Consider the following 25,427-nt stretch of genomic DNA (forward strand, 5'->3'; position numbering starts at 1 on the left):
CGAAATGATCATGACAGGCTCGCGGGCCAAGACCGCGGAGGCATCGCCAACAGGACGCGTGCACCCATCGAGACGTCCTCTAAATCACCGGAATCGCAGCCCTGGGACGCTATTTGCCAAGGAACGGCAGCAGATGTTCGAGCAGGATCTCAGGAGCCTCTTCCGGGATCCAGTGCCCGCTCGCAACCACAGCACCGGTCACGTCGTCGGCGTACTTCTGGGCCTGCTCAGGGACGAGTTCGCCAAGCGCGCCGTCGGCGCCAATGGCCAGCACCGGCATCGTCAGCGCCGTGCCGCGGTTGCGGATCGTGTCCTGGACGTCACGGGGGAACGTCATGAAGTACTCGTAGGACGCTCGCAGGTATCCAGGACGTCGCAGAGACTGCGCATACTCGGCGAGTGCCTGAGCGTCCACTCCGCCCTTCACCTGTTCCATCCAGCCGATGAAACCCTCGATCCAGATGTCTTCGCGTCCGGCGACGATCTTCTCCTGCAGCCCGTTGTCGAGCGTGAAGAAACCGAAGTTCCACAAGCCGGGTCCGGCCTCGGTCCACGCGGGCAACTCGTACGCGATCTCATCGACCTGAGGGGCCTCCAGCAGCGTCAGGCTCCGAGTTGAGCTTCGGTGAGCGGCCGCGTAAGCGTACGCAACCATGGTCCCGATGTCGTGTCCGACGACATTGACCTGTTCATCGAGCCCAAGCGCAACCAGCAACTGGTGCACGTCCTCCGCGAGGGTTGCCTTGTCGTATCCGCTCTCGGGAGCGTCCGAGCCGCCGGAACCGCGGAGGTCGGGCGCGATCACGGTATACCGCTCCGCGAGCGCCGGCATGATTTTCCGCCACGAGTACCAGGTCTGCGGGTATCCGTGCAGCAGAACAACCGCAGGGCCGGTGCCGCCTACGGCATAGTTGACCGTGATTCCATTGACTTGACTCGTCTTCTCAACGAACCCGTCAGGAATCTTCGACGCGGTGAGCAGTGGCATTTCTTTCTCCTTGAGTGACCGTTCGGTCCGGACGAAACGCGGAAGATCCTGGTGTCCTCACGTGACCGTCTCCTATATCCGCACCGCCATATGTCCGGCGTGAGAAAGAATCTAAATCGTCAGGCACTATCAGATCAGCGGCGAACCCGACAGGAATGATAGCGATCCCGACATGGACGGTAGCGTCATCGTCGCCGACGGCTTTTTCGGCCTCGACCTTGCAGCGATCCTCGGACCAGCTTCCTCTCTGTTGATAACCCCCTCCTTCCAACGCACGTCAGTGGTCTGCCCCGTGGGAACGGCGTTCGGCACGTGGCGAGTGGCAGGTGACCGACCGGCCAGGCGTGACGCCCGTCTACAGACAGGTACGGGTGAGCCAATCGTCGGAGCTGTACGTATCCCTGACTGGATCCGGCACCGTGGCAGGCTGTACCGCCACCAGTTGCTCCGGGCGAATGCGCTCCGGCAACTTACCGAACCAGGGACGCTGCCCGGTATCGGCGGCATGCGAGAAGCCTGTCTTTTCAGGTTCCATTTCGTCCTCCTCAGTTGTGAGACACCACGGCTCGGCGGCCTGGCTCCGCATCGGGTGGCCCGGCGGACTTCGCCTTCCTTGTCAGACGACCTGTGCCGCGGCAGAAGCGACACCGCTGGTCAGAATCGGTCGACGTCGAGGACGGCTCGGGCGAATGCTTCGGGGGCTTCCTGTGGCACGTTGTGGCCGATTCCCTTGAGCGTCCGGTGGTCATAGGGGCCCGTGAACTTGCCCCGGTATGCCGCGCCGTCGCCGGCCGGGGTGAAGGGGTCCAGCTCCCCGTCGAGAGTGATGGCGGGCACCGCGATGGCGGGCGCTGCCGCGAGGCGTGCCTCAATACCGTCGTAGCGGGGGTCTCCCTGGGCCAGTCCCAGCCGCCAGCGGTAGTTGTGAATCACGATGGGGACGTAGTCCTCGTTGTTGAATGCCGCCGCCGCGCGATCGAAGGTGGCGTCGTCGAAGTTCCACGACGGGGAGACGTTGTGCCAGATGAGCTTCGCGAAATCGTGCCGGTACTTCTCAAAGCCCAGCGCGCCGCGTTCGGTCGCGAAGTAGTACTGGTACCACCATGCCCATTCGGCCGCAGGTGGCAGCGGCAGCTTGTTCTTCTCCCGGTTGGTGATCAGGTAACCGGTCACGGAGACCAGGGCCCTGCACCGCTCCGGCCAGAGGGCGGCAATGATGTCGGCGGTCCGCGATCCCCAGTCGAAGCCCCCGAACACAGCCTTCTTGATCCTGAGAGCGTCCATCAGGGCGATGATGTCGTAGGCGATCACCGACTGTTGCGCGTTACGGAACGTGGTCGCCGAGAGGAAGGTCGTGGTGCCGTGTCCGCGCAGGTAGGGAACGATGACTCGGTAGCCCTGGGCCGCCAGCAGAGGCGCGACATCCACGTAGCTGTGGATGTCGTACGGCCACCCGTGCAGGAGGATGACGGCGGGTCCGTCGGCCGGGCCGGCCTCGGCGTAGCCGACGATGAGCTCGCCCGCCCTGACCTGCTTCAGCATCGGGAAGGACCTGTCGCCCGAGTTCGGTGTCAGCGCCGTCGCCGTCTTTTCGGCGCTGGGCCCGGACGACGAGGACGCCGCTGCCGCGGGGCCGCTCAGGCCGACCAGTGATGCCGCAGCCGTGCCCACTGCGCCCGCGCCGATGACCTTGCCGAAGGTACGCCTGTCGATCATCTGTGCACCGTTCTGTCCGTGTCGGCCGGCCGGCGCTTCGCGCCCGACCGAGGTCTCTCACAGCCATCGTGGTGCTCCGACACCCTTCGGGGCCTCAGTGTCCGTCCGCAGTCGTCCTTCGGGTTTCCCGCACCGGCCGCTTCGGCACCCGGCGCTTCAGGGGTTCACCCGAGCGCTGCGCACATCCCCTGAGGCCCGGACCGACCGGCCGCACGCAGTACCTTTGCCCCCATGAACGCGACCGCGCCGAGCAAGGGGTGAAGGCTTTGTCTCGTCTCAGCGTGGTGATCGCCGACGATCATCCGGTGGTCCGTGCGGGCATGCGCGCGCTGTTGTCCCGGGACGAGTCCTTCGAGATCGTCGCCGAGAGCTCGACGGTCCCGGAGACCGTACAGGCCGTGACAGAGGAGAAACCGTCCGTACTGGTCCTGGACCTCACCATGGCGGGCCAATCCAGCCTGCCCGCGGTCCCTGACCTGCTCGCGGCGTCACCCGGCACTCGCATTCTGGTCCTCACGATGCAGGAGGACCCCGCGTTCGCACGCGCGGCCCTGCGGATCGGAGCGGCCGGATATCTGCTCAAGGAGGCGGCGGCGGAGGAACTGGTCGCTGCGGCTCGCCAGGTCGCACGGGGAGCCATATACCTCCAACCTGCCATGGGCGCCCGACTGGCCATCGCGGACGTCGGCGCTCACGGTGCCGATGGGGATGCCGCTCTGACAGCTCGCGAGCTTCAGGTTCTCTCACTCCTCGCCCTGGGCCACACCAACCAGGACATCGCCCGACGTCTCCACGTTTCCGTTCGGACAGTGGAGACCCACCGCGCCAGGGTTCGGGACAAGCTCGGGACCGAGACACGGGCGGAACTCATCGCCGCCGCCCGCGAGCGCGGGCTGCTGGGATGAACAGCACGCTGCGCGCCAAGGCCGGCCCGGTCATGGAGGCCACCGGCGCCACGCTGCTCGTCATCGCCTTCGCGATCGAGGTCCTCCAGCAGCAGCCTCGCTGGGTGATGCGCTTCTCCCTCGGCGCCGCCGTCGTCCTCATCGTCGCAGCGGCACTGAGCAACGCCGTCCGGCGGGCATGGCTGGCGGCCCTGTGCGGGCTCGCACTCATACTCGCCGTGTCACAGCTGGTTCGCATGACGAAGGAGCCGCTTTTCAACGGCCTGAACATCGTGCCTCTCCTGCTGATCGGCTGCGCCGTCATGCTCGGCCGCAGTGCGGTAGCGCGTCGCGACAGTCTCGCGCGGGAGCGGGCTCACGCCCGTAGCGACGGCGAAGAACGGGAACGTCGGCGCTGGGCCCGTGAGTTGCACGACGAGACCCTTCAGGAACTGGCCGCTGTTCAGATGGTTCTGTCCGCCGCCGCCGGCACGGCCCAGTCCGCCGCCATGAACGAGGCCATCGACCAGGCACAGAGCTTGATCGCGAACCAGATCACGTCCCTGCGGCACCTGATCGTGGAAATGCGGCCTCTCGCCCTCGATCAGCTCGGACTCGCGCCCGCTCTTGAGACGCTGTGCCGACGCACCGAGGACACCTTCGGGCTGAACGTCGAACTGCGCGTCGGGACGGAGTGGCACGGGTTCGAGGACAAACTGTCGCCGGAGGCCCAGGCTCACGTCTACCGCATCGTGCAGGAAGCGGTGAACAACGCGGTCAAGCACGCTCAGGCAAGCCGCCTTCTCGTGGAACTCGACAGCGACGACCACGCGATCAGCGTGGCGGTCAGGGACGACGGCCGCGGGATGGACCAGCCACCTTCGGCACCGGTCAACCGATCCGCTCTCCGCACGGTGGTCTCCACAGGTACCGGGCTGTCGGCCATGCGCGAGCGCGGTCACCTGTTGAACGGACACCTCAGCGTTGGTTCGGCCCCAGGTGAGGGAACCTGCGTCACCCTGGTGATCCCCCGCCATGCCAAACGACGTTCCAGGCAGTAAGCACCGCCCGAGTCGGATGCGGCCTCCGAGATCCCCGCCCTCCATGGGCTCGGTCGGAGACTGCGTGGACTGCGATGATCGGACGGTCGGTGCGACGGTCGTCCCGAGGGCCCGGAAAAACACTGTCGCTCACGCACCGCTCACGCAGAAGCCCTCGGAGTGATCTTGCGATCGCCCCGAGGGCTGTCCGAGCCGGGAAGGAAATGAGCCCCCTGTCGGATTCGAACCGACGACCTTCGCTTTACAAGAGCGGCGCTCTGACCAGCTGAGCTAAGGAGGCGTGCAGGCACCGTGGGATGCGTGCCAGTGCAGTGTACCCAGCTCCCGAGTCGGCCCTGTCGAAAATTTCCGCGAAGTTCACAGGGGTCCAGGTACTGACATACGGGGTGAACGCCGGGTACCGTCCAGAGCCAGTTCACTCGCGTGGACTACACCAACCACCTTCCTACAACGGATCGTCCGGCACGTTCCTGCCGGTAGAAGGGGGCCTCTGAGCCATGGCCACTGTTACGTTCGACAAGGCGACCCGGATCTACCCGGGTTCCACCAAGCCCGCCGTCGACGGCCTCGAGATCGCGATCGAGGACGGCGAGTTCCTCGTCCTGGTCGGCCCGTCGGGTTGCGGCAAGTCCACCTCGCTGCGGATGCTCGCGGGCCTGGAGGACGTCAACGCCGGCGCCATCCGCATCGGTGACCGCGACGTCACGCACCTGCCGCCCAAGGACCGGGACATCGCCATGGTGTTCCAGAACTACGCCCTGTACCCGCACATGACGGTCGCCGACAACATGGGCTTCGCGCTCAAGATCGCCGGCCGGAACAAGGCGGAGATCCGGCAGAAGGTCGAGGAGGCCGCGAAGATCCTCGACCTCACCGAGTACCTGGACCGCAAGCCGAAGGCCCTCTCCGGCGGTCAGCGCCAGCGTGTCGCGATGGGCCGCGCCATCGTGCGTGAGCCCCAGGTCTTCCTCATGGACGAGCCGCTGTCCAACCTGGACGCCAAGCTCCGTGTCTCGACCCGTACGCAGATCGCGTCCCTCCAGCGCCGCCTGGGCATCACCACCGTCTACGTCACCCACGACCAGGTCGAGGCCATGACGATGGGCGACCGGGTGGCCGTCCTCAAGGACGGTCTGCTCCAGCAGGTCGACTCGCCGCGCAACATGTACGACCGCCCGGCCAACCTCTTCGTCGCCGGCTTCATCGGCTCCCCCGCCATGAACCTGGTCGAGGTCCCGATCACCGACGGCGGTGTGAAGTTCGGCAACAGCGTGGTCCCGGTCAACCGTGAGGCGCTCCAGGCCGCCACGGACAAGGGCGACCGCACGGTGACCGTCGGCGTCCGTCCCGAGCACTTCGACATCGTCGAGCACAACGGCGAGGCCGCGTCCGCCCTCACCAAGGACACCGAGGACGCCCCGGCGGGCCTCGCGGTCTCCGTGAACGTCGTCGAGGAGCTGGGCGCCGACGGCTACGTCTACGGCAGCGCCAAGGTCGGCGACGACCTCAAGGACCTGGTCGTCCGCGTCAGCGGCCGTGCGGTCCCGGAGAAGGGCGCCACGCTGCACGTCGTGCCGCGGCCGGGCGAGACCCACGTGTTCTCGACGTCCACGGGCGAGCGTCTCTCCGACTGACCGATCCGACCGGTCCGACGGCGCGATCCGACGGGTTGATCCGACGGGCCGATCAAGAAGAGAAACCTCTGACCAGGGTGAACTTCCCCAGGTTGACGAAGAGGGCCCCGCGACCTGCTGCGGGGCCCTTTTCGTTGCCCCGATTTACCCCGGCAAGCGGGTGGTTTTCGAGCCGTGTACGTCAACCTCGTACCCGAAACAGGGCACTTCTCCATCCCCCGAACCGGTGACTAAATGTCGCCAAATCATTACCGCACGCTACCCTCACACGCGTGAAGCACTCCACCACCCCTCAGACGCGACGCGGCCATCGGGGCGGCCCTGCCCGCCGGATCGGCCGCACTCTCGCCCTCGTCCTGCCCGTCGTCCTGGTGCTCTCCGGGACCCTCGCCGTCACCCGCGTCAACTGGACGGGAAGCCCGCGGAACTCGGTGCTCACCGCGACCGACGTGACCGACGCCGACGTCTCCTCCAAGGCCGTCTCCCGGGCCCCCCAGGACGTCCTGCGCGAGCAGCTGATGACCGAGCTCCAGGACAAGAACCCGGGCCAGGTCCTCACCCACCTCCAGCAGGCGGTCAACGGCCACCCGTCGCTGGCCCAGCACTGCTCGTCCATCGCGCGTGCGCTGGGCCGGGCCGCGGTGCGCATCTACGGCGCCTCGCGCGCCCAGTCCTACGCGCGCCCGGTCTGCGACACGTCCTTCGCGTCCGGCGTGCTGGCCGCGCACAGCTGAACACCGGACGGTAAGCGGGTAACAGCTCCTTAAGGGCCGTCCTACGGCGCTCAAGGAGCCCCCGGGGCGCGTCGTACAGTTCGGGTCATGACCCATCCGAACGCCGCGTTGCGCCCCACTCAAGCCGTGGTCCTGGCCGGTGGCCAGGGCTCACGGCTTCGTCCGTACACCGACGACCGGCCCAAGCCGATGGTCGAGATCCCGGGTACGGGCACGCCGATCATCGGCCACCAGCTGACCTGGCTCGCCGAGGAGGGCGTCACGGACGTGGTGGTCTCCTGCGGCCACCTCGCCGACGTCCTGCAGAAGTGGCTGGACTCGACCGACCTGCCCCTCTCCGTCACGACGGTGGTGGAGAGCGAGCCGCTGGGCCGGGGCGGCGGCCTGAGGTACGCGGCCGCGCATCTGCCGCACACCGACCGCCCCTGGTACGCCACCAACGGCGACATCTGGACGCGGTTCTCGCTGCGCGACATGGCCGACTTCCACACGGAGCGGGACGCGGTGGCGACGCTCGCGCTCGCCCGGCCGCGGATCCCGTGGGGCGCGGTGCAGACGGACGGCTTCGGGCACATCACGGACTTCATCGAGGCGCCGCCGTCGACGTTCGAGATCAACGCGGGTGTGTACGTCTTCTCGCCCGAGTTCGCCGAGATGCTTCCCGAGCGGGGGGACCACGAGCGGACGACCTTCCCGCACCTGGCCCGGAGCCGGCGGCTGGCCGGGTTCCCGCTTCCGCAGGGGGCGTACTGGCGGGCGATCGACACGGCGAAGGACCTGACGGAGGCGGCGAAGGAACTGGCGGCGCTGGGTCGGTAGACCGACAAGGGGGACAGCCGTTCCTCCCCCTCGCCCTCCTTCTTTCCTCATGGTGATGGGCCCCACGCCGCAAGGCGTGGGGCCCATCACCATGAGGTGGCCGTGCTAACCCAGCAGGCCGCCCACCAGGCCCGGCTGGCCCGATGAGGTCGAGCCGCCGCCGGTGCTGCCCGTACCGCTGCCCGTGCCGCCCGTCGAGGCCGTGCCGCCGGTCGCGGTGCCGCCCGAGGTCGGGCCGGCCGTGGTCGGTGCGGGAGCCGTGTGCTGAGGCGGGGCCTGGCCCGTGGTGCCCTGGGTCTGGCTCGGAGTCGTGGTGGTGGCACCGCTCGTGGTGCGGGCGGCGCCCGGGGTGGTCGCCGCCTGCGAAGGGCTCGCCGTGGCGCCGCCCGAGGGGGCCGAGGAGGCCGACGGGGTCTGCTTCCGGTGCTTGGCCGTCTCGCCCGGCAGCGGGGAGCCCGGGAGGTTGTTGCGGGGGGCCTCGCCGGGGCCGGGGACGACCACGCGGCTGGAGTCGCGGACCGCGCCGCCCAGGAGGGAGCCGACGAGGAGGGTGAGGCCGATGGTGATGGCGGTGATCAGGGCGCCGCGGCGGAGCACGTAGGCGCGCAGGTCCCAGATGTCGGAGTGCGGGCCCAGGCGTCGCCAGGCGCTGCCCGCGAGGCGGCCGTCGACGGAGTAGACGGGGGCGCCGGCGATGATCAGCGGCGACCAGGCGGCGAGATAGATGATGTCGGGGGCGTCGTACGCCGGGACGGTCTTCCAGCTGACGGTGACGATGAGCGCGGCGGAGAGCAGGGCGCCGACCACCGCCGCCACCCGCTGCCAGCAGCCGAGGACGGTCAGGACGCCGACGATCACCTGGAAGAAGGCGATGACCAGGCCGGAGCCGACCGGGTGCTGGAGGGCGAACTGACGCAGCGGCTCGGCGACATCCCAGGGGTGCAGCGTGTTGAGCCAGGTGACCATGGAGCCGCGCTTGCCGCCGTCGAAGTAGACGGGGTCGCACAGCTTGCCCATGCCGGCGTAGATGGAGATGAATCCGAGGAAGATCCGGAGCGGGAGCAGGACCACGCCCAGGTTCATCCGGCGGCCCGGATAGTAGGCGTGCCGGGCCGGGTCGTCGCCGTGCCGTCTGGTCGACGACGGCTCCTCGAAGTCCTCGAACTCGTCGTCGTCGTAGGCCGGTTCGCCGTAGGCCGGTTCGTCGTAGGCGCTGCCCGTCGTGCGCATGGGGGGCAGCAGCCGGGACTCGCCCGAGGCCGGGGAGCGCGGATGGCCGACCAGCGGTGTCTCGACGGTCTGTTCGAAGTCGCCGTAGCCGTCGTCGACGCGCGGGATGACCTGGGTCGCGCCGGCCGGTTCGGCGGATTCCTCGGCGTACCGGACGCTGCCGCCGCGGACGGCCTGGAGCAGCCGGTGGGCTCCGGTGTCGTCGGGCGCGGACTTGCCGCTCCAGACGACCGGGCGGCGACGACCGGGCGCCGCCCCCGCTCTGCCCGCCGTGCCGGCGACCGGAATGCGCGCGATGTCCTCGGTGGCGCTCAGGTTCCGTGCGACCCGGGGGGATTGGGTGCGCCGTGTCGATACGCCCAACTGCACGCGGAAACTCGCGTGGTTGACGATGACCTGCGCCGGATCGCTCGGCACCTTCACCATGCTCAGCGCGGGAGCGTCGTCGGGCCCGGAAGTGAATCCGGAGCGGAATCCCGGCGAGCGGTCCCCCGTGGGTGTGCGGGGTGTTCTGGTGTCCACACTCATCTAACCGAGTGACGTGGAGTTAGGACACTGCTTTGACCGCCCCGAAGTGTCCGGACCCCGTCAAGGATGCGCAGGACGCCGGAATTACCCCGCACGGGTGAGGTCGCGGACGTTTGTCCAGTCCCGGCGGCGTGCCGCCGGGTACCGCCGTCAGGCCCGTCGCCGAGCCGCCTCGTACAGCACGATCCCCGCCGCCACACCGGCGTTGAGCGACTCCGCGCCGCCCGGCATCGGGATCCGCACCCGGTAGTCGCACGTTTCGCCGACCAGCCGGGACAGGCCCTTGCCCTCGCTGCCCACGACGATGACGACGGGGCCGGAGAGCGCCTCCAGGTCGCCGATCGCGTGCTCGCCGTCGGCGGCCAGGCCGACGATCACGATGCCGGCCTTCTTGTACGCCTCCAGGGCCCGGGTGAGGTTCGTGGCACGGGCCACCGGCGTACGGGCCGCCGCACCGGCCGACGTCTTCCAGGCGCCCGCCGTCATACCGGCCGCGCGCCGCTCGGGCACGACCACGCCGTGGCCGCCGAAGGCGGAGACGGAGCGGACGACCGCGCCGAGGTTGCGCGGGTCGGTGACCCCGTCCAGGGCGACGATCAGCGGGTCCTCGCTCCCGTCGTACGCGGCCTCCGCCAGATCCTCGGGGTGGGCGTACTCGTACGGCGGGACCTGGAGGACCAGGCCCTGGTGGTTGAGGCCGTTCGTCATCCGGTCCAGCTCGGGGCGCGGCGCCTCCATGAGGTTGATGCCACCGCGCTCGGCGGCGAGCTGGAGGGCCTCGCGGACCCGCTCGTCGTTGTCGATGAACTGCTGGACGTAGAGCGTGGACGCGGGAACGCCCTCGCGCAGCGCCTCGACGACCGGGTTACGGCCGACGACCAGCTCGGAGGTGCCCTTGCCGCCCCGGCCGCGCGGCGCGGGACGGCGTACCGTCTGCTTCGTCTTGGCGTTGGCGATGCGGTTCTTCTTGTGTCCCTTGCGCATCTCGGCGGGCGGGGTCGGACCCTTGCCCTCCAGGCCCCGGCGCCGCTGGCCGCCACTGCCGATCTGCGCGCCCTTCTTGCCGGACATGCGGCGGTTGTTGGCTGCCATGGGTTACCCGTCTCCGTAAGCTTCGTTTCGTACGTACGTCTCGTTCGGCGTCGTACTGATGCGGTGTTGTACGTCTTATGCAGTGTGCCGCCCGGGGGGCCGGGCGGCACAGTCGATCTTGATTGACCGGTGGTCAGGACTTGAGGGTCCAGCGCGGGCCCTGGGGGCTGTCCTCGATCGCGAGCCCGGACTGGTTCAGCTGGTCGCGGATGGCGTCGGCGGTCGCCCAGTCCTTGCGGCCGCGGGCGGACTCGCGCTGGTCGAGGACGAGCCGTACGAGACTGTCGACGACCCCGTGCAGGTCTTCGCCCTTCTCGACCCCGCCGGACCAGTGTGCGTCGAGCGGGTCGAGGCCGAGGACGCCGAGCATGGCACGGACCTCGGCGAGGCGGGCGACGGCGGCTTCCTTGTCGTCGGCGGCCAGCGCGCTGTTGCCCTGCCGGACGGTGGTGTGCACGACGGCCAGCGCCTGCGGGACGCCCAGGTCGTCGTCCATCGCCTCGGCGAAGGCCGGCGGGACCTCGGACGAGGGCTCCACCGCTCCCCCGGCCAGCTCCACCACGCGCTGCACGAACCCCTCGATCCGGGCGAACGCGGCCTCGGCCTCGCGCAGCGACTCCTCGCTGTACTCGATCATCGAGCGGTAGTGCGGGGTGCCGAGGTAGTAGCGGAGCACGATCGGGCGCCACGCCTTGACCATCTCGGAGACGAGGACCGAGTTCCCGAGGGACTTCGACATCTTCTCGCCGCTCATGGTGACCCAGGCGTTGTGCACCCAGTACTGGGCGAAGTCGTCGCCGTAGGCCTTGGCCTGGGCGATCTCGTTCTCGTGGTGCGGGAAGATCAGGTCGAGGCCGCCGCCGTGGATGTCGAAGGCCTCGCCGAGGTACTTGTGTGCCATCGCCGAGCACTCCAGGTGCCAGCCGGGCCGGCCGCGGCCCCACGGCGTCTCCCAGCTGGGCTCGCCCGGCTTCACGGCCTTCCACAGCGCGAAGTCCCGCTGGTCCCGTTTGCCGGTCTCGCCCTCGCCCTCGGGCTGGCGGAGGTTGTCCAGCTCCTGGTTGGAGAGCTGGAGGTAGTCCGGGTAGGAGCGCACGTCGAAGTAGACGTTGCCGTCGGCCTCGTAGGCGTGTCCGCGCTCGATCAGCCCGCGCATCATCTCGATCATCTCCGGTACGTGCCCGGTCGCCCGGGGCTCGTACGTCGGCGGGAGGCAGCCGAGCGCGGTGTAACCGTCGTTGAACGCGCGCTCGTTCTCGTAGCCGATCGCCCACCAGGGGCGGCCCTGGTCGGCGGACTTGGCGATGATCTTGTCGTCGATGTCCGTGACGTTGCGGATGAACGTCACGGCGTAGCCGCGGTATTCGAACCAGCGGCGCATGATGTCGAAGTTGAGGCCGGAGCGGATATGACCGATGTGCGGTGCCGCCTGCACGGTGGCACCACAGAGGTAGATCGAGACACAGCCCGGGGCGAGCGGGGCGAAGTCACGGATCTGCCGGGCGTTGGTGTCGTACAGGCGAATCGTCACGAGACCTAGGGTAGTGGGCCGACGGATGTGCGCGGGACCCTTGTCAGGCGCGGGTGCGTTGTGGCTGGTCGCGCCCCGCGGCGGAGCCGCACATCGGGTACAGCCCCGCACCCCTGAAAGAAGGTCGGGCCAGTCACGCCTGTTTGACGACCAGCGCCGTTGCAACAGCCATAAGGCCTTCTCCTCTGCCGGGAAATCCGAGACCGTCCGTCGTAGCCCCCGAAACCGAAACCGGAGCCCCCGCCGCATCCGAAAGGATCTTCTCGGCCTCGTCCCTGCGCTTGCCGATCTTCGGGCGCGGGCCCACGACCTGCACGGCGATGTTCCCGATCAGGAATCCGGCGTCGCGTACGATCCGGGCCGCCTCCGTCAGGAGGGTCACGCCCGACGCGCCCGACCACTGCGGCCGCCCCGTGCCGAAGTGCTGACCGAGGTCGCCCAGGCCCGCCGCCGAGAACAGCGCGTTGCACGCGGCGTGCGCGACGACGTCCGCGTCGGAGTGGCCGGCCAGGCCCGGGCCCTCGCCCTCCCACTTCAGGCCGGCGCACCACAGCTCGCGGCCCTCCTCGAAGGCGTGGATGTCGGTGCCGATGCCGACGCGGGGCAGGAGCGGCTGGTCAGAAGCCATCGTTGAGCCTCCTGCGGGCCAGGACCGCCTCCGCGAGGACCAGGTCCAGGGGGCGGGTGACCTTGAAGGCCTCCTCGTGGCCGGGGACGACCACGACCCGTTCGCCGAGCTGTTCGACCATGCTGGCGTCGTCGGTGACGTTGTCGGTGACCGTCTCGTGGGCGCGGACCAGCGTCGCACGGTCGAAACCCTGCGGGGTCTGGACCGCGCGCAGGCGGGCGCGGTCCGGGGTGGCGAGGACCGGCTCGGGGTCGCCCTGGACCGTCGCAGGCTCGACCTCCTTGACCGTGTCGGCGAGGGGAAGGGCGGGGACGACCGCGGGGGCGCCGTCGCGGACCGCCTGGATCACGGCGTCGACGGTGTCGACGGGGACCAGCGGGCGGGCCGCGTCGTGGACGAGGACGATGTCGTAGTCGGGGGGCAGCGCGTCCAGGCCGAGCTTGACCGACTCCTGGCGGGACTCGCCGCCGGGGACGACGAGGAAGTCGGTGCGGTCGGGCAGCGCGTGCGCGTCGAGGAGGGACTTGACCTCGGGCGCGCCGTCGGACGGGGCCACGACGACGACCAGGGAGACCGCGCGGGAGGCGGCCAGTGCGCGCACGGCGTGGATGAGCATGGGGGTGCCGTTCAGCGCGCGCAGCGCCTTGGGGGCGCCCGGACCGAGCCGTACGCCCCGGCCGGCGGCGGGAATCACGGCGGCGGTACGCAGTTCCGTACGCGAAGGACGCGAATCGTCAGACATCGGTTCCTGTCAGGTTTGTGTGCGGGCCTGGCGTGGGTATGGCCTGGGAAGTGCCGGGCGCGACGCCTTGACCGGACCCTTCCGTGACACTGGTCGAGCCAGCAGCCCGGGCCCGGCACGCCTAGTATCGGGGGTCTCCGCCGGAGCGGGGTTCCGAGTGCGCGGGTTCCGGGCACGGACATGCCGCAGCGCCCGGCGACAGAGTGTGTCATCGGGCACCGCGGCATTCAGTGTGCGGAGTTTCGGTGTGCCGAGCTGGATCGCGTCAGGACGCGAGGACCTCGTCGAGCAGGGCCTCGGCCTTGTCCTCGTTCGTGTTCTCCGCGAGGGCGAGCTCGCTCACCAGAATCTGGCGGGCCTTGGCGAGCATCCGCTTCTCACCGGCGGAGAGTCCGCGCTCGCGCTCACGACGCCACAGGTCACGCACGACTTCCGCGACCTTGATGACATCGCCGGAGGCGAGCTTCTCCAGGTTTGCCTTGTAACGACGGGACCAGTTCGTGGGCTCCTCGGCGTACGGCGCGCGCAACACCTCGAAGACCCGGTCCAACCCGTCCTGACCGACCACATCACGCACGCCGACGAACTCCGCATTGTCCGCTGGCACACGTACCGTCAGGTCACCCTGGGCGACCTTCAGCACCAAGTAGGTCTTGTCCACGCCTTTGATCTGGCGAGTTTCGATAGCCTCGATCAGCGCGGCCCCGTGATGGGGATAGACCACGGTGTCGCCAACCTTGAACGTCATGTGACAGGTACCCCTTCCGTGGCTATCCAGGGTAACACGGAAACGGGCGGTTCTGAATGGCGTTTTCGCAGGTCAGGGCATATCTCGGGGCTTGACAACAGCAACAGGAACGTGCTTCGCGAGCCGTCCGGAAGCAGGTATTCGCAGGTCGGAGCGGCTCTTCGGGCGAGGTGAAACGCGTACGTTACACACCTCCGGACACCCGCCCAAGTGGCCGAACGTCCCCATATGTCCCCTTGCAAGCGTACGACTTGCGCTACTCCGTTCGGCTGCCGATGTCGGATCGGAGACGTTTCCGGAATTGATCACGGACGTCCGACCGAACGGTACGTGATCCATTTCCCCGGCCTTCGCGCATTCCTTCACGGAAATTTTGCGCGCGGTGTTGCGAGCGAGTTATGTGAATGCCTGACGAGCGCCCCCCAAAGTGACCGGAGAGTCACTTGTGGAGCTCTGGGGGTACCGCCGCTCGAGAGAAGCGAGGGGCTTGGGGAGGGTCGGGTGCGGTCACGCGGGAACGGCTCGGTAACCTAAGGCCGCTGACAGACACTTAGGGCGGCTTTACAGGGGGCCGCCCGCGCGTTCAAGGAGTAGCCGCCGCCGTGAGCAGCAGCCTTCGACGCGGCGCCCTCGCCGCCTCCGCCATCGCCGTCTCCGTCGCCTCGCTCGCCGCATGCGGTGCCGGCAACAACTCCCAGACGCTGGAGATCAAGCCGGACAACGCCGCGACGAGCGTGGGTGACATCAAGGTCCAGAACGCGACCGTGATCACCCAGCCCGACCTCACCTCGACCGGCCCGGCCGTGGTCTCCGCGACCATCTTCAACACCGGCACCGAGCCGCAGACGCTCCAGTCGATCGTCGTCGCCGGTACCAACAAGACCGCCGAGCTGCACGCCACCAAGTCCCAGCCGCTGACCATCCCGGGCGGCGGCCGGCTGATCCTGGGCGGCAAGGGCAACGCCTCCGCGGTGCTGGGCAGCAGCCGCGAGGCGGTCAAGGACGGCAACGCGCAGAAGGTCACGTTCACCTTCAGCACGACGGGTGACGTGAGCCTGCGCGCGTTCGTCGTCCCCGCGGAGGGCTACTTCACGGGCTGGGGCCCGAGCACGGTCCCGTCGGCCTCCTCCTCCGCCTCCTCGTCCGCCTCCTCCTCGGCCTCCGGCTCTCCGGCGGCGGGCGCCACGGCGAGCGAGAGCGCCAAGGCCAAGAACAAGGCGTCCGAGAGCGCCACCCCGAGCGACTCGGCGTCGGAGTCGGCGAACGTGGGCTGAGCGGTCGCACCGCCGTACGGCCAACGCGAGAAGGGCGGTACCCCCGAGGGGGGCCGCCCTTCGCCGTACGGTCGTGATCACGGCCGTCACCGCACGGCGACCGGCTCTGCCGTCGTCACCGCACGGCAGGCTGCCCCGCGGTCATCACCGCACGGCCGTCAGCCCCGCGGTCGTCACGGTGCGCCGGTCGTACGGTCGTGACCGCGGCTCGGCTCGGCCGTACGGTCGTGGACCAGGTCAGCGGTTTACGGCTCGAACTTGTAGCCGAGACCGCGGACCGTCACCAGGTAGCGCGGGGCGCCCGGGTCCGGCTCGATCTTGGCGCGCAGGCGCTTGACGTGGACGTCGAGGGTCTTGGTGTCACCGACGTAGTCGGCGCCCCAGACCCGGTCGATGAGCTGCATACGGGTGAGGACGCGGCCGGCGTTGCGCAGCAGCATCTCCAGCAGGTCGAACTCCTTGAGCGGGAGGTCGACCTTGGAGCCGGAGACCGTCACCACGTGGCGGTCGACGTCCATGCGGACCGGACCGGCCTCAAGCGCGGCCGGGGTGACCTCCTCCGGCTCCCCGCGACGGCGCAGGACGGCCCGGATACGGGCGACCAGCTCGCGGGAGGAGAAGGGCTTGGTGACGTAGTCGTCGGCTCCTATTTCGAGACCGACAACCTTGTCGATCTCGCTGTCCTTGGCCGTCACCATGATGACGGGGACGTTGGACCGGCCGCGCAGCTGGCGGCAGACCTCGGTGCCCGGCAGGCCGGGCAGCATCAGGTCGAGGAGGACGAGGTCGGCGCCGTTGCGCTCGAACTCGTCGAGTCCGTCGGGGCCCGTGGCCGCCACGGCGACCTCGAAGCCCTCCTTGCGGAGCATGTACGACAGGGCGTCGGAGAAGGACTCCTCGTCCTCGACGACGAGCACTCGGGTCACGGAAGGACCTCCGGGGCGGGAAGCGGTTCGTACGGGGATGACTCGGTGGTGCCGGCCTCGTCATCGAGGTCGGGGTCGGGGTGCTGCGAGGCGCGGTCGCGAGCCGCGCCCGCCTCCGGCAACCTGAGGGTGAACGTGGAGCCCTGACCTTCGGCGCTCCACACCGTGACCTCCCCGCCGTGCGAGGCGACCACGTGTTTGACGATGGCGAGACCGAGACCGGTACCGCCGGTGGCCCGCGAGCGGGCCGGGTCGACGCGGTAGAAGCGCTCGAAGATGCGCTCCTTGTCCTTGTCGGTGATGCCGATGCCCTGGTCGGTCACGGCAAGTTCGATCATGTCGCCGCCGGGTGCGCTGAGCCGGCGGGCAGCTATCCCGACCCGGGTGCGGGCCGGGGAGTAGTTGACGGCGTTCTCGACGAGGTTGCCGAGAGCGGCGGCCAGCTGGCCGCGGTTGCCCCAGACGTGCAGGTCGGCCGTGCCACCGGCGGCCATGGTGATCTGCTTGGTGCCGGCCTGGTGGCGGCACCGGTCGATCGCCTCGGCGACGAGTTCGTCCACCCGGACGGGCTCGGCGTCCTCCAGCGGATCGTCGTTCTGCACTCTCGACAGATCGATGAGCTCCTGGACCAGGTTGGTCAGGCGCGTGGCCTCGATCTGCATACGACCGGCGAAGCGCTGCACTGCCTCCGGATCGTCCGAGGCGTCCATGACGGCCTCGGAGAGGAGGGAGAGCGCGCCGACCGGGGTCTTGAGCTCGTGGCTGACATTCGCCACGAAGTCGCGTCGTACCGCCTCGATCCTACGGGCCTCGGTGAGGTCCTCGACGAGGAGCAGTACGAGCCGGGAGCCGAGGGGCGCCACCCGGGCGGAGACGGCGAGCGCCTCTCCGCGTCCGGTGCCGCGCCGGGGCAGGTCCAGCTCGACCTGGCGTATCTCGCCGTCGCGCCGGGTGTCCCGGGCCATCTGGAGCATCGGTTCGACGGCGAGCTTGCCGCCGCGCACCAGTCCGAGGGCGTACGCCGCCGAGCTCGCCTTGACCACGATGTCGCCCTCGTCGAGGACGACCGCGGAGGAGCGCAGCACGCTCAGTACGGTGTCCACGCCCGGGGGCAGTACGGGGTCGGTGTGCAGAGAAGTCCTGGTCGGTCGCTTCTGGTCGCGTTCGCTCCAGCGGAACGCCAGCATGGCGATGACACCGGTAAGTACCCCGGCGATCGCTGCCGCTGCGGCGACCGCCGCGTTCACGTCCATGCAAACAGGTTAAGCAGGGGGTACGACATCCCCACAGTCCGCGAGGTGTCAGCTCGAACACTCGTCGCCCGAAGTTCACCTTGGAGCCAGTATTGGTTCATTTGCGATGGCAGAAACGGACGCGCGGGGACCAGAACATGGGAGCGTGGGGTTCGCAGCTGGTTTCGGCCACGGCCCCCGGCTCCCGACCCCCACTAGAACAAACGTACGAGAGGGAACCCTGATGCGGGACGCGTACCACGAGGAACTCGACTCGATCGGCGTCAGCCTGGTCGACATGGCCAGGCTGGTCGGATCGGCCATCGGGCGCGCCACGACGGCGATCCTCGACGGCGACCTGAAGCTGGCCGAAAGCGTCATCGAGGCCGACCAGAAGGTGGACGAGCTCCACCACGACCTGGAGGCCCGGGCGATAGCCCTGCTGGCCCGCCAGCAGCCGGTGGCGACCGATCTGCGGATCGTCGTCACCTCGCTGCGCATGTCCGCCGACCTGGAGCGCTCCGGCGACCTGGCGCAGCACGTCGCCAAGCTGGCCCGGCTGCGCTACCCGGGGAACGCCATCCCCCAGGACCTGCACGCGACCGTCCTCGAGATGGGTCAGCTCGCGCAGCGCCTGATGGCCAAGGCCGCCGAGGTCATCATCACCAAGGACGTCGACCTGGCCCTCCAGCTGGAGCAGGACGACGACGAGATGGACCTGCTGCACCGCACGATCTTCCAGCACCTGCTGGACGACCGCTGGAAGCACGGCATCGAGACGGCGGTCGACGTGACGCTGCTCGGCCGCTACTACGAGCGGTACGCCGACCACGCGGTCGCCGTCGCCAAGCGCGTGGTCTTCCTGGTCACCGGTGAGCACGCGGACGACCTGCAGCCGGACATCCAGCCGGTGACGGGCACCGAGGGCGTCTGATCCGCCGGTGGGCCTGATCCCGCCAGGTGGGCCTGATCCCGCCAGGTGAGCTCGGGCTCGCGAGGTCGTGCGGAGCGGGCGCGTGGGCGCCACTGTGCGCCGTTGATGCGCCCAGCGGAACAGGTATGGAATGGGCGGGGAACGGGCAAAATGCACCACGCCCTACCTCGCCCTACCTCTAGGGACCCCTAGGAGGGATCCATGGCCGAATCCCCCAGCACCACGCCCGACCCCACACAGCAGCGCGAGACCGAGCAGCCCGTCGAGATCAAGAACCTTCTGGTCGTCGGCGCATGCGGGTGCGGCTCGGGCTGCGGCTGCGGCTGCCAGTCGGGCAGCCCCTGCCAGTGCGGCTGAGCCACCCGACGTACCCGTAAGGGCCCCCGGCTTCGGTCGGGGGCCCTTTGCGTCGGTGGAGGGTCGAGTGGTCTTGGCAGGGGGCGGAGCCGCCGGCTGGAGGCCGGCGGAGCGGTCAGGAGGCCGGCGGAGCGGTCAGGAGGCCGGTGGAGCGGTCAGGAGGCCGGCAGGCCGGCCAGCCAGTCGACGAGCAGCCGGTTGATGTCGTCGGGCCGTTCCTGCTGGATCCAGTGCCCGCACCCGTCGAGGAGGTGCGAGGAGACCAGGCCGGGCAGGGTGACCGGGTACGCCTCGATGGCGGCGGCCAGCCAGGTCGTGGAGGCGTCGAGGCTGCCGCCGACGAACAGGGAGGGCTGGGTGATCGGGGCACCGTCGTAGGCGGCGAGGTCCTCCCAGTCGCGGTCCATGTTCCGGTACCGGTTGAGCGCGCCGGTGAGCCCGGTGCGTTCGAACTCCCCGGCGTAGACGTCGAGATCCCGCTCACCGAGCCAGCCGGGCAGCCGGCCGACGGGAAACCGGTCCCTCAGGGTGCCCCCCGCACCGACGAAGTGCGGGTCGGGAGCGTCGGGGCCGGGCATGGTGTCGCCGGAGAAGGCGGCGTAGAACCCCGCGAGCCACCCCCGTACATCGGGCTCGATCTCCCCCTCGGCCCGCCCCGCCTCCTGAAAGTACGAGACGTAGAACTCCCCGTCTCCACCAGCGCTGCTCATCCGCGCGAAGACGTCACTGGGCCGGGGGCCGCCGCGCGGGGCGTAGGGCACGCTCAGCAGCCCCACGGCCCGGAAGACGTCGGGCCTGAGCAGCGCGGAGTTCGCGGCGATGGTGGAGCCCCAGTCATGGCCGACGACCACGGCCGACTCCTCGCCGAGCGCACGGACCACGGCGACGTTGTCCTCGACGAGCTCGCCCATCCGGTAGGCGTCCGGCGCGGCCGGCTTGCCGGAGCGTCCGTACCCGCGCACGTCGATGGCGACGGCCCGGTATCCCGCCGCGGCGAGCACCGGCAACTGATGCCGCCAGGAGTACCAGCCCTCGGGAAACCCGTGCACGAGCAGCACGAGGGGCCCGGCCCCCTGCTCGACAAGATGAATCCGCCGTCCACCACCGGAAACAACCCGATGCGTACCGTCCATGAGCCCTCCTCGGTCTCGGCCTCAGCGCCTTACCGAGGATCATGCGAGCACCGGGTCCAGGACCACGACCGCGTTTGCCGATCCGGCAACACGCGTGAGGACTTCAGCCCGGAATCCTGCGCAGGTACTGGGTGAGGGTCCGGCCAGGAATCGACCCGGAGGGCACACGGCCGACGGGGATTCCTCCCATCGCCTCATAGAAAGGCTCAGCGTTCGGGTCCGCATCGATGGTGAACCGCGTGAACCCCAGCGCCCGGGCACTCTCCACCGCATGCGTGAACAGCACACGGCCGATGCCCTGCCCGATCGAATCCGGATCGACGAACATCATGCCGAGGACACCCTGCGGCGGCTCACCCTCCAGGGTCATGAAGCCCACGATGCTGCCGTCGCGCTCCGCAACAGCCGTCCGACGGACGGCGAGCTCTGAACCTCTGAGCGTGAGTTCCTCGCGACACGCCTCAAGAAACTCAGTGTCATACCCCCAGTGGGCCTTCGAGCGAAGCGCCAGATCAGATAAGAAGCTCGCTTCCTCATCCTGAGCAGGCCGGATCGAGAGCGTCACTCAACACCTCCAGGGAGCTGTCGTCATCACTCCATGATCCACCCAGGCGGTTTCGGAGGACGGACGATCCAGAGAACCGTCAGCTGGGGAAGCTGCGGTCATGTGCGGCCGGTTCGGGCGCTGAACTGGGCGAACGGCGGTGATGCGGCCTCGTCGGGCCCGGCCGCCTTCACCATGGTTCCCGCTGTTCCGCGCTCGTTCTGGTGCGCTTGTGGTGCGCTTGTGGTGCGATGCCGTACGCGCATCCGGAGGTACCGGCTGCACGCGGACCTCAGAGGTTTATGAGGATGACGGCGAAGAAAACAAGCGGATATGCGACGGTCAGCGCGCTGGCGGGCAGGCCGAGGAGGGCGTACGCGAGGAACAGGAGGGCCCGGACTGCGGGTCCGTTGCGGGCGGCGATCCGATCTTGATCATACGGGTCGTACGTCACCTCGATGCGGTCCGGTTCTGTGGCGATCAGCCTGCCACCGCCACCCCTGTACGTCCGCTTGGTGCCCGCAGCGTCGGTGAATGTGTAGACCTTGGTGACCGTGGTCTCGCCGTCGGTCCCGGTCCTGTAGGCCTTCTCCTTGAAGGTGGCCACGACCGTGATTCCCCGGCGGCGAAGCAGCCACCAGTCCACCGTGGTTCGGTACACGATCAGGACGATCGCGCACCCGACGAGGAACGGTGTGAAGAAGACCCCCCAGAACGTAACGAGTCCCCAGTCGCCGGTTGCCGAAGCCAGCGCGAGCCCGAGGACGAACAGAGCGCCCAAGGCCAGAAGACGCGCCCGGTCCTGGCTCACCGTCAGCCGGCGGTCCTTGCGTTTCCTGGCGGAGAGCCGGGGCTCCGTCGTCACCAACTCCACGCCCTCCGCGCGCGGTTGCGTGGCATCGCGTACCGGCAGCGCCGCCGTGACCGCCGAGGCGAAGGCCTGGGCGGCCTCGGCGCTCGGTGAGCTGAGGGTGTAGACAACGGGATCCGTGCTCGCGGAGGCGGAGGTCAGGACGATCTCAGTGACGCGCGGCTTGAGCCCACTTGTCGTACTTGCTCGCGAGCCCTGTCCGGCACGTTCTCGCGTACGGACCGTCTCTATGGCGGCGAGCGGAATACGGATCCCCGATCGCCTCCACGCCCGCTCCAACAGCACGGCGTCCCGTTTGAAGCGCGCCGTGACCCGGCGTCCCCGCAACACCAGTTCAGTCATGCGGCGACCGTACGGCAGGTGGGCGGGTTCTCGACATGGCCCGCCCATCACCGCCCCAGCCTCCCGTGATGACCGCTGCAAGAGGCCACTTGGACAGGGAAAACGCAACTTCGACATAGCCCGCAGAGGCAGCTACCTTCACCTGGTCTTCGGCGATCGCCCACGGCCGCACACCAGTTCCTTCAGGCTGAGCCACCCGCGACGGGATGAGTCGGGCATGCCCCACGAACCCTCGCCCCCGCGCGTAGGCCACCGAACCGGGTCCACACCAGGCAGCCCCGACCAGGAAGAGGCACATGCCCCATCTTGCGCTGTACACATTCGGCGTCCTGAAGTCACCTCTCGCCGATCCCGCGCCTCTCACGCGCGAGTTCTACGACATCGGTGAGGCCGTCTACCGGAAGATCAGTCAGCACCCCGGGTATGTCGCTCGGGCTGAAGCGGCAGACGGTGACCGGGGCATGCTCTTCGAGGCGGACTGGGGTGCGTGGGGAGAGTTCGCCGTACCGGCCTGGTACGGCAAGGGCCAGACGGTGGAAACCACCGCCCTGGCCGCGACCCTCTCACTCTGGACCGACCTGCGCCCCGCCTTCGACGCCGTCTACACCGGTCTGCACCGTGAGGCGCTGAACAGACGTTACGACTGGTTCGAGAGGACAGGGCACCCGAGTTACGTGTGCTGGTGGGTCTCCGACGGCGTGATACCCACCTGGCAGGACGGCGTCTCCAGGCTGGAGCACCTCCATGACCACGGCTCCGCGCCGCACGCCTTCACCTTCCACCACTCGTTCGCCCCGGAGGGAACTCCGACCAGGATCAAAGGCATCGGGCCGAAGAGCGACGAAGTTCGCTGACCTGAAGGGGAAGCCCGAACGACCGGCTCCGCTGCCAAATCGACCCACTGACGGCCCCGGCACACGGACAAGGCCCCTCCCAGCGGGGAAACCACAGGCAGGGGCCTTGATTGCGCTCGGCCACGGGAGATGTTCGGTCGGCGGTGGGGCAGATCAGCAGACGTGGTGCCTCCGGGCCTCGTGTCAGTGGTGGTCGCTAGCGTGACCGCGTGACTCCTACCGACGATCGACGATTCCCTGAGGCCCTCGCCGCCGCACTCGTGCTCCCGTTCGACTATGACGACGGCAACGGTGTGGACTTCGAGCCCTTCCCGGCCTTCCTGACCGGTGAGGAGACCACTGACTGGTTCCGCGCCTGGACGGGTAACGCGGAGCTGGATGGGGACAGTTTCCGTGTGTTCGGCAAGGACGGCTCGGGCGGATACGCGGCCCTGTGGCTCATCCGCCCGGACCGCCCGCTCGTCGACCAGCCTGTGGTCTTTCTCGGTTCCGAGGGCGAGACCGGCGTCGTAGCACGCGATCTGGGTGCCTTCTTGTGGCTCCTGGCCGGGGGGTACGGCCCCTGGGAGGCGGCCACTTCGTACGAGCCCGATTGGACCCCGCGTCACAACCAGGAACTGGCGGCCGTCGCCGAACTGTTCGCGGCCGACCACAGGCAGCCCGCGGCCGCCGTCATCGAGCAGGCGACCCGAGAGTTCCCGGGCTTCGACGACACCATCATGCAGCTCTGCCGCTGACCGGTGCCTCACTCTGCTTGGCCCCCAACCTGGGCGTCCCGGGCTGGTCACGTCTCATCGAAGTCTGAGCGAGTGCCCCCGAAGGGCGGCAAGTCCCGTGGCGTACCTCGGTTGGCGTCCTACCTGGAAACCTCTTGGCAGCCGTATCGGGGGGAGCGCTAGCGTGCCCCCATGGATCGCCTAGGCCGTGCAGCGGTGAACATGGCCCTTGGAGAGCAGCCCACCGAGGACCTGCCGATGATCGCTGCACTGGCGGTGGCTGATGGCCTCGACAGCCCCGCGTTGGTCGAGCTGGCAGGCTTCTCTCGACGGGACCCCCCGGCCGACATCCGAGATCTCTTCGTACAGGCCATGGCCGAGCTGGGCCGTCCCGTTCCCGGAGTCTCGGACGCCTGGTGGGAGCGAATGCTCGATGCGGCGCGGGGGATGCTGACTGGCTCCCTGACCCATTACGAGGCCAGCAATGAGATCTACTGGTGCGCCTGCCATCTGGAACGAACGGATGCCGCGATCGAACTGGTCGACCTTTTCTGTGGGCTGTGGAGCAACTGGGAAGACTGGCCAAACGAGCGTGCCGCCATCGAACGAGACATGCGCCTGGCTGCTGCGGACCTTCTGCGCAGCCGCGGCGAGCAGGCGCCTGTGTAAGCCGGCTGCTCGCCCGGCACGGGCACCTTCTGATCCGTAGCTCCGCAATACGACGGGGCGGGCGCAGGCCGTGCAACGCCTCAGCCGCTTCCAACTGTGTGGGCTTCCGGTTTCGGCTGAACGACGGTCGTTGTCGATACGGCCTCGTGCTGAGTCGAATTCGGCTGTTTGACAAATGAAAAGAGAGGTCGTGCCGGGCGTCGCGAGGGTCAGAGGTCTTCGACCTGTGATCATGGAGCGTTCATGAGAAGTGATCGACGAGGAGCTTCAGGTCGCGGGGCCCGATATGCCGCCGCCGTGGGGCGCTCGCGGGAACGCCTGTAGGTGATGTGGTGAACTGGTTGACCTCGCTGCCGGCGGTGGTGCTGGTTGTGGGCGGTCTCCTACTTGCCTTGCTGGTTGCGGCAGTGGCGCGGGTCGGCGTCCGGGCGCTCGTACCGGCCGGTGAACGGGATCGGGTGCCGCAGATCGCGACGCCCCTGATGCCGACACTCGGCGCCGCCTTCGCGATCTTCGCAGCACTCTCACTGGCCAGCGAGGCCGGCTACCTACGGGCAGCCGAGGGGTTGGTCAGCGATGAGGCGGCCGCGTCCTCCCGCTTGGCATGGGCGGCGACAAGTCCGCAAGTCCAGTCGGAGCCGATCCATGCGGCACTGCTGGACTACTTGCAGACCACGCGTGCCAGAGAGTGGAAGGGTACAGAAGCGGCGTCCGGTGACGACCCTGCCACCGCCCATGCGATCGCCCGGTTGGAGCGCAGTGTGCGCACCGAGGCGGCCCGGCCCGAGGTGGGAATCCCGACAGGCACGGAGCTGGTGGCTTCCCTGGACGGCGTCACCACTAGTCGTCGCGCCCGCGTTGCGGCTGCCTCGCGCGAAGTTCCAGCGCTCTACATCGTCACGCTTGTGGTCAGCGGACTGGCCTTGATCGTGAACTCCGGCGCACTGGTCTTCCGCAGCAGTCTGCGAACGTCGCTGCTCATCGTAGGGGTTGCGAGTGTGGTCGGACTGAGCCTGGCGTTGCTCTTCGCACTCAGCGCGCCCTGGAGCGGCCCGTTCATCGTCAGTGGGCATCCGCTCGACGCCATCATCGGGGACCTGAAATCCGGCTTCTTCGACGGCGTGCCGTAGGCGGCGGGCGCGATCAGTGCGCTGACAACTGGTCACCGGCTGCCATGACCTGCGGCCGCCCAATCGATCAATGCCCTGGCCTGCTCTGGCAGCGCAGGTTCCTGCCCTGA

The 25,427-nt window shown here is 68.7% G+C and carries 26 protein-coding genes and 1 tRNA gene; 12 read left to right on the plus strand and 15 right to left on the minus strand.

Features of this window, described 5'->3' with window-relative positions; genetic code table 11:
• Nucleotides 1-109 precede the first annotated feature (109 nt).
• From ACZ5K7_RS10720 to ACZ5K7_RS10730, 3 genes are all read right to left on the minus strand, one after another.
• Complete coding sequence (locus ACZ5K7_RS10720) at nt 110-988, minus strand: alpha/beta fold hydrolase (RefSeq protein WP_468912462.1); 879 nt, start codon at nt 986-988, stop codon at nt 110-112.
• A gap of 355 nt (nt 989-1,343) precedes the next feature.
• Nucleotides 1,344-1,523: a hypothetical protein gene (locus tag ACZ5K7_RS10725; protein ID WP_351709146.1), complete on the minus strand. Its 180-nt coding sequence runs from the start codon at nt 1,521-1,523 to the stop codon at nt 1,344-1,346.
• A 119-nt stretch (nt 1,524-1,642) separates the two neighbouring features.
• Complete coding sequence (locus ACZ5K7_RS10730; protein ID WP_468912464.1) at nt 1,643-2,704, minus strand: alpha/beta fold hydrolase; 1,062 nt, start codon at nt 2,702-2,704, stop codon at nt 1,643-1,645.
• A 266-nt stretch (nt 2,705-2,970) separates the two neighbouring features.
• Here ACZ5K7_RS10730 and ACZ5K7_RS10735 point away from each other — a divergent pair, with 266 nt between their 5' ends.
• Both ACZ5K7_RS10735 and ACZ5K7_RS10740 read left to right on the plus strand, forming a co-directional pair.
• On the plus strand, nt 2,971-3,609 hold the full coding sequence (locus ACZ5K7_RS10735) for a response regulator (protein WP_468912466.1): 639 nt from the start codon (nt 2,971-2,973) through the stop codon (nt 3,607-3,609).
• A complete protein-coding gene (locus ACZ5K7_RS10740; protein WP_468912468.1) occupies nt 3,606-4,649 on the plus strand; it encodes a sensor histidine kinase in 1,044 nt (347 codons plus the stop codon). Before ACZ5K7_RS10735 ends, ACZ5K7_RS10740 begins: the two co-directional genes overlap by 4 nt.
• Before the next feature lie 206 nt (nt 4,650-4,855).
• Here ACZ5K7_RS10740 and ACZ5K7_RS10745 read toward each other — a convergent pair.
• Nucleotides 4,856-4,929 (minus strand) — tRNA-Thr (locus tag ACZ5K7_RS10745).
• Between the two features lie 217 nt (nt 4,930-5,146).
• On the opposite strand from ACZ5K7_RS10745, the gene ACZ5K7_RS10750 reads away from it, so the two are divergent.
• From ACZ5K7_RS10750 to ACZ5K7_RS10760, 3 genes are all read left to right on the plus strand, one after another.
• Nucleotides 5,147-6,283 (plus strand): ABC transporter ATP-binding protein, encoded by a 1,137-nt coding sequence (locus tag ACZ5K7_RS10750; protein WP_351709134.1) that lies wholly within the window; start codon nt 5,147-5,149, stop codon nt 6,281-6,283.
• Between the two features lie 272 nt (nt 6,284-6,555).
• Nucleotides 6,556-7,017, plus strand: coding sequence for a hypothetical protein (locus tag ACZ5K7_RS10755; protein WP_351709132.1), 462 nt, complete (start codon nt 6,556-6,558; stop codon nt 7,015-7,017).
• 87 nt (nt 7,018-7,104) lie between these two features.
• Nucleotides 7,105-7,836: a nucleotidyltransferase family protein gene (locus ACZ5K7_RS10760; protein ID WP_351709129.1), complete on the plus strand. Its 732-nt coding sequence runs from the start codon at nt 7,105-7,107 to the stop codon at nt 7,834-7,836.
• 105 nt (nt 7,837-7,941) lie between these two features.
• Here the strand turns inward: ACZ5K7_RS10760 and ACZ5K7_RS10765 are convergent, their stop codons facing one another.
• From ACZ5K7_RS10765 to ACZ5K7_RS10790, 6 genes are all read right to left on the minus strand, one after another.
• Entirely contained in the window at nt 7,942-9,594 is a 1,653-nt protein-coding gene (locus ACZ5K7_RS10765; RefSeq protein WP_351709126.1) for a DoxX family protein, read from the minus strand.
• A gap of 150 nt (nt 9,595-9,744) precedes the next feature.
• Nucleotides 9,745-10,686, minus strand: coding sequence for a 23S rRNA (guanosine(2251)-2'-O)-methyltransferase RlmB (gene rlmB / locus ACZ5K7_RS10770; RefSeq protein ID WP_351709123.1), 942 nt, complete (start codon nt 10,684-10,686; stop codon nt 9,745-9,747).
• 133 nt (nt 10,687-10,819) lie between these two features.
• Nucleotides 10,820-12,217, minus strand: a complete 1,398-nt coding sequence (gene cysS / locus ACZ5K7_RS10775; protein WP_351709120.1) for a cysteine--tRNA ligase — start codon at nt 12,215-12,217, stop codon at nt 10,820-10,822.
• A 133-nt stretch (nt 12,218-12,350) separates the two neighbouring features.
• Nucleotides 12,351-12,845: a 2-C-methyl-D-erythritol 2,4-cyclodiphosphate synthase gene (gene ispF, locus ACZ5K7_RS10780; RefSeq protein WP_351709117.1), complete on the minus strand. Its 495-nt coding sequence runs from the start codon at nt 12,843-12,845 to the stop codon at nt 12,351-12,353.
• Nucleotides 12,835-13,587 carry a 2-C-methyl-D-erythritol 4-phosphate cytidylyltransferase gene (gene ispD, locus ACZ5K7_RS10785; RefSeq protein WP_351709114.1) on the minus strand — a complete coding sequence of 251 codons (753 nt, stop codon included), beginning with the start codon at nt 13,585-13,587 and terminating at the stop codon, nt 12,835-12,837. Before ispD ends, ispF begins: the two co-directional genes overlap by 11 nt.
• A 265-nt stretch (nt 13,588-13,852) precedes the next feature.
• Nucleotides 13,853-14,335 (minus strand): CarD family transcriptional regulator, encoded by a 483-nt coding sequence (locus ACZ5K7_RS10790; RefSeq protein WP_003953493.1) that lies wholly within the window; start codon nt 14,333-14,335, stop codon nt 13,853-13,855.
• 602 nt (nt 14,336-14,937) lie between these two features.
• On the opposite strand from ACZ5K7_RS10790, the gene ACZ5K7_RS10795 reads away from it, so the two are divergent.
• Nucleotides 14,938-15,609, plus strand: coding sequence for a copper chaperone PCu(A)C (locus ACZ5K7_RS10795; RefSeq protein ID WP_468912472.1), 672 nt, complete (start codon nt 14,938-14,940; stop codon nt 15,607-15,609).
• A gap of 245 nt (nt 15,610-15,854) precedes the next feature.
• Here ACZ5K7_RS10795 and phoP read toward each other — a convergent pair whose 3' ends face one another.
• Together phoP and phoR are read right to left on the minus strand one after the other, a co-directional pair.
• Nucleotides 15,855-16,526: a two-component system response regulator PhoP gene (gene phoP / locus ACZ5K7_RS10800; protein ID WP_018568744.1), complete on the minus strand. Its 672-nt coding sequence runs from the start codon at nt 16,524-16,526 to the stop codon at nt 15,855-15,857.
• 5 nt (nt 16,527-16,531) lie between these two features.
• Complete coding sequence (gene phoR / locus ACZ5K7_RS10805; RefSeq protein ID WP_351709108.1) at nt 16,532-17,788, minus strand: two-component system sensor histidine kinase PhoR; 1,257 nt, start codon at nt 17,786-17,788, stop codon at nt 16,532-16,534.
• 223 nt (nt 17,789-18,011) lie between these two features.
• Between phoR and phoU the strand changes: the two genes are divergently transcribed.
• Both phoU and ACZ5K7_RS10815 read left to right on the plus strand, forming a co-directional pair.
• Nucleotides 18,012-18,701, plus strand: a complete 690-nt coding sequence (phoU, locus tag ACZ5K7_RS10810; RefSeq protein WP_468912473.1) for a phosphate signaling complex protein PhoU — start codon at nt 18,012-18,014, stop codon at nt 18,699-18,701.
• A gap of 201 nt (nt 18,702-18,902) precedes the next feature.
• On the plus strand, nt 18,903-19,058 hold the full coding sequence (locus ACZ5K7_RS10815; RefSeq protein WP_351709102.1) for a hypothetical protein: 156 nt from the start codon (nt 18,903-18,905) through the stop codon (nt 19,056-19,058).
• 155 nt (nt 19,059-19,213) lie between these two features.
• On the opposite strand, the gene ACZ5K7_RS10820 is transcribed toward ACZ5K7_RS10815, so the two are convergent.
• The 3 genes from ACZ5K7_RS10820 to ACZ5K7_RS10830 form a co-directional block, all read right to left on the minus strand.
• A complete protein-coding gene (locus ACZ5K7_RS10820) occupies nt 19,214-20,191 on the minus strand; it encodes an alpha/beta fold hydrolase (RefSeq protein WP_468912475.1) in 978 nt (325 codons plus the stop codon).
• Between the two features lie 103 nt (nt 20,192-20,294).
• Nucleotides 20,295-20,756, minus strand: coding sequence for a GNAT family N-acetyltransferase (locus ACZ5K7_RS10825; RefSeq protein ID WP_351709096.1), 462 nt, complete (start codon nt 20,754-20,756; stop codon nt 20,295-20,297).
• A gap of 271 nt (nt 20,757-21,027) precedes the next feature.
• Nucleotides 21,028-21,948 carry a hypothetical protein gene (locus ACZ5K7_RS10830; protein ID WP_468912477.1) on the minus strand — a complete coding sequence of 307 codons (921 nt, stop codon included), beginning with the start codon at nt 21,946-21,948 and terminating at the stop codon, nt 21,028-21,030.
• Between the two features lie 296 nt (nt 21,949-22,244).
• Here ACZ5K7_RS10830 and ACZ5K7_RS10835 point away from each other — a divergent pair, with 296 nt between their 5' ends.
• From ACZ5K7_RS10835 to ACZ5K7_RS10850, 4 genes are all read left to right on the plus strand, one after another.
• Nucleotides 22,245-22,802 (plus strand): DUF3291 domain-containing protein, encoded by a 558-nt coding sequence (locus ACZ5K7_RS10835; protein ID WP_468912479.1) that lies wholly within the window; start codon nt 22,245-22,247, stop codon nt 22,800-22,802.
• A 209-nt stretch (nt 22,803-23,011) separates the two neighbouring features.
• Nucleotides 23,012-23,539: an SMI1/KNR4 family protein gene (locus ACZ5K7_RS10840; RefSeq protein WP_468912481.1), complete on the plus strand. Its 528-nt coding sequence runs from the start codon at nt 23,012-23,014 to the stop codon at nt 23,537-23,539.
• 171 nt (nt 23,540-23,710) lie between these two features.
• Entirely contained in the window at nt 23,711-24,187 is a 477-nt protein-coding gene (locus ACZ5K7_RS10845; RefSeq protein ID WP_351709081.1) for a hypothetical protein, read from the plus strand.
• Between the two features lie 332 nt (nt 24,188-24,519).
• A complete protein-coding gene (locus ACZ5K7_RS10850; protein ID WP_351709078.1) occupies nt 24,520-25,317 on the plus strand; it encodes a bestrophin-like domain in 798 nt (265 codons plus the stop codon).
• Nucleotides 25,318-25,427 lie beyond the last annotated feature (110 nt).

Source organism: Streptomyces sp. NPDC031497 (assembly GCF_055580905.1).

Excerpts from the sequence above, each read along its gene's own strand:
- ACZ5K7_RS10720 (WP_468912462.1), bottom strand. The coding sequence starts at position 988 with ATGCCACTGCTCACCGCGTCGAAGATTCCTGACGGGTTCGTTGAGAAG.
- ACZ5K7_RS10725 (WP_351709146.1), bottom strand. The coding sequence starts at position 1,523 with ATGGAACCTGAAAAGACAGGCTTCTCGCATGCCGCCGATACCGGGCAG.
- ACZ5K7_RS10730 (WP_468912464.1), bottom strand. The coding sequence starts at position 2,704 with ATGATCGACAGGCGTACCTTCGGCAAGGTCATCGGCGCGGGCGCAGTG.
- ACZ5K7_RS10740 (WP_468912468.1), top strand. The coding sequence starts at position 3,606 with ATGAACAGCACGCTGCGCGCCAAGGCCGGCCCGGTCATGGAGGCCACC.
- ACZ5K7_RS10750 (WP_351709134.1), top strand. The coding sequence starts at position 5,147 with ATGGCCACTGTTACGTTCGACAAGGCGACCCGGATCTACCCGGGTTCC.
- ACZ5K7_RS10760 (WP_351709129.1), top strand. The coding sequence starts at position 7,105 with ATGACCCATCCGAACGCCGCGTTGCGCCCCACTCAAGCCGTGGTCCTG.
- ACZ5K7_RS10765 (WP_351709126.1), bottom strand. The coding sequence starts at position 9,594 with ATGAGTGTGGACACCAGAACACCCCGCACACCCACGGGGGACCGCTCG.
- rlmB (WP_351709123.1), bottom strand. The coding sequence starts at position 10,686 with ATGGCAGCCAACAACCGCCGCATGTCCGGCAAGAAGGGCGCGCAGATC.
- ispF (WP_351709117.1), bottom strand. The coding sequence starts at position 12,845 with ATGGCTTCTGACCAGCCGCTCCTGCCCCGCGTCGGCATCGGCACCGAC.
- ispD (WP_351709114.1), bottom strand. The coding sequence starts at position 13,587 with ATGTCTGACGATTCGCGTCCTTCGCGTACGGAACTGCGTACCGCCGCC.
- ACZ5K7_RS10790 (WP_003953493.1), bottom strand. The coding sequence starts at position 14,335 with ATGACGTTCAAGGTTGGCGACACCGTGGTCTATCCCCATCACGGGGCC.
- phoR (WP_351709108.1), bottom strand. The coding sequence starts at position 17,788 with ATGGACGTGAACGCGGCGGTCGCCGCAGCGGCAGCGATCGCCGGGGTA.
- phoU (WP_468912473.1), top strand. The coding sequence starts at position 18,012 with ATGCGGGACGCGTACCACGAGGAACTCGACTCGATCGGCGTCAGCCTG.
- ACZ5K7_RS10815 (WP_351709102.1), top strand. The coding sequence starts at position 18,903 with ATGGCCGAATCCCCCAGCACCACGCCCGACCCCACACAGCAGCGCGAG.
- ACZ5K7_RS10820 (WP_468912475.1), bottom strand. The coding sequence starts at position 20,191 with ATGGACGGTACGCATCGGGTTGTTTCCGGTGGTGGACGGCGGATTCAT.
- ACZ5K7_RS10830 (WP_468912477.1), bottom strand. The coding sequence starts at position 21,948 with ATGACTGAACTGGTGTTGCGGGGACGCCGGGTCACGGCGCGCTTCAAA.
- ACZ5K7_RS10835 (WP_468912479.1), top strand. The coding sequence starts at position 22,245 with ATGCCCCATCTTGCGCTGTACACATTCGGCGTCCTGAAGTCACCTCTC.
- ACZ5K7_RS10845 (WP_351709081.1), top strand. The coding sequence starts at position 23,711 with ATGGATCGCCTAGGCCGTGCAGCGGTGAACATGGCCCTTGGAGAGCAG.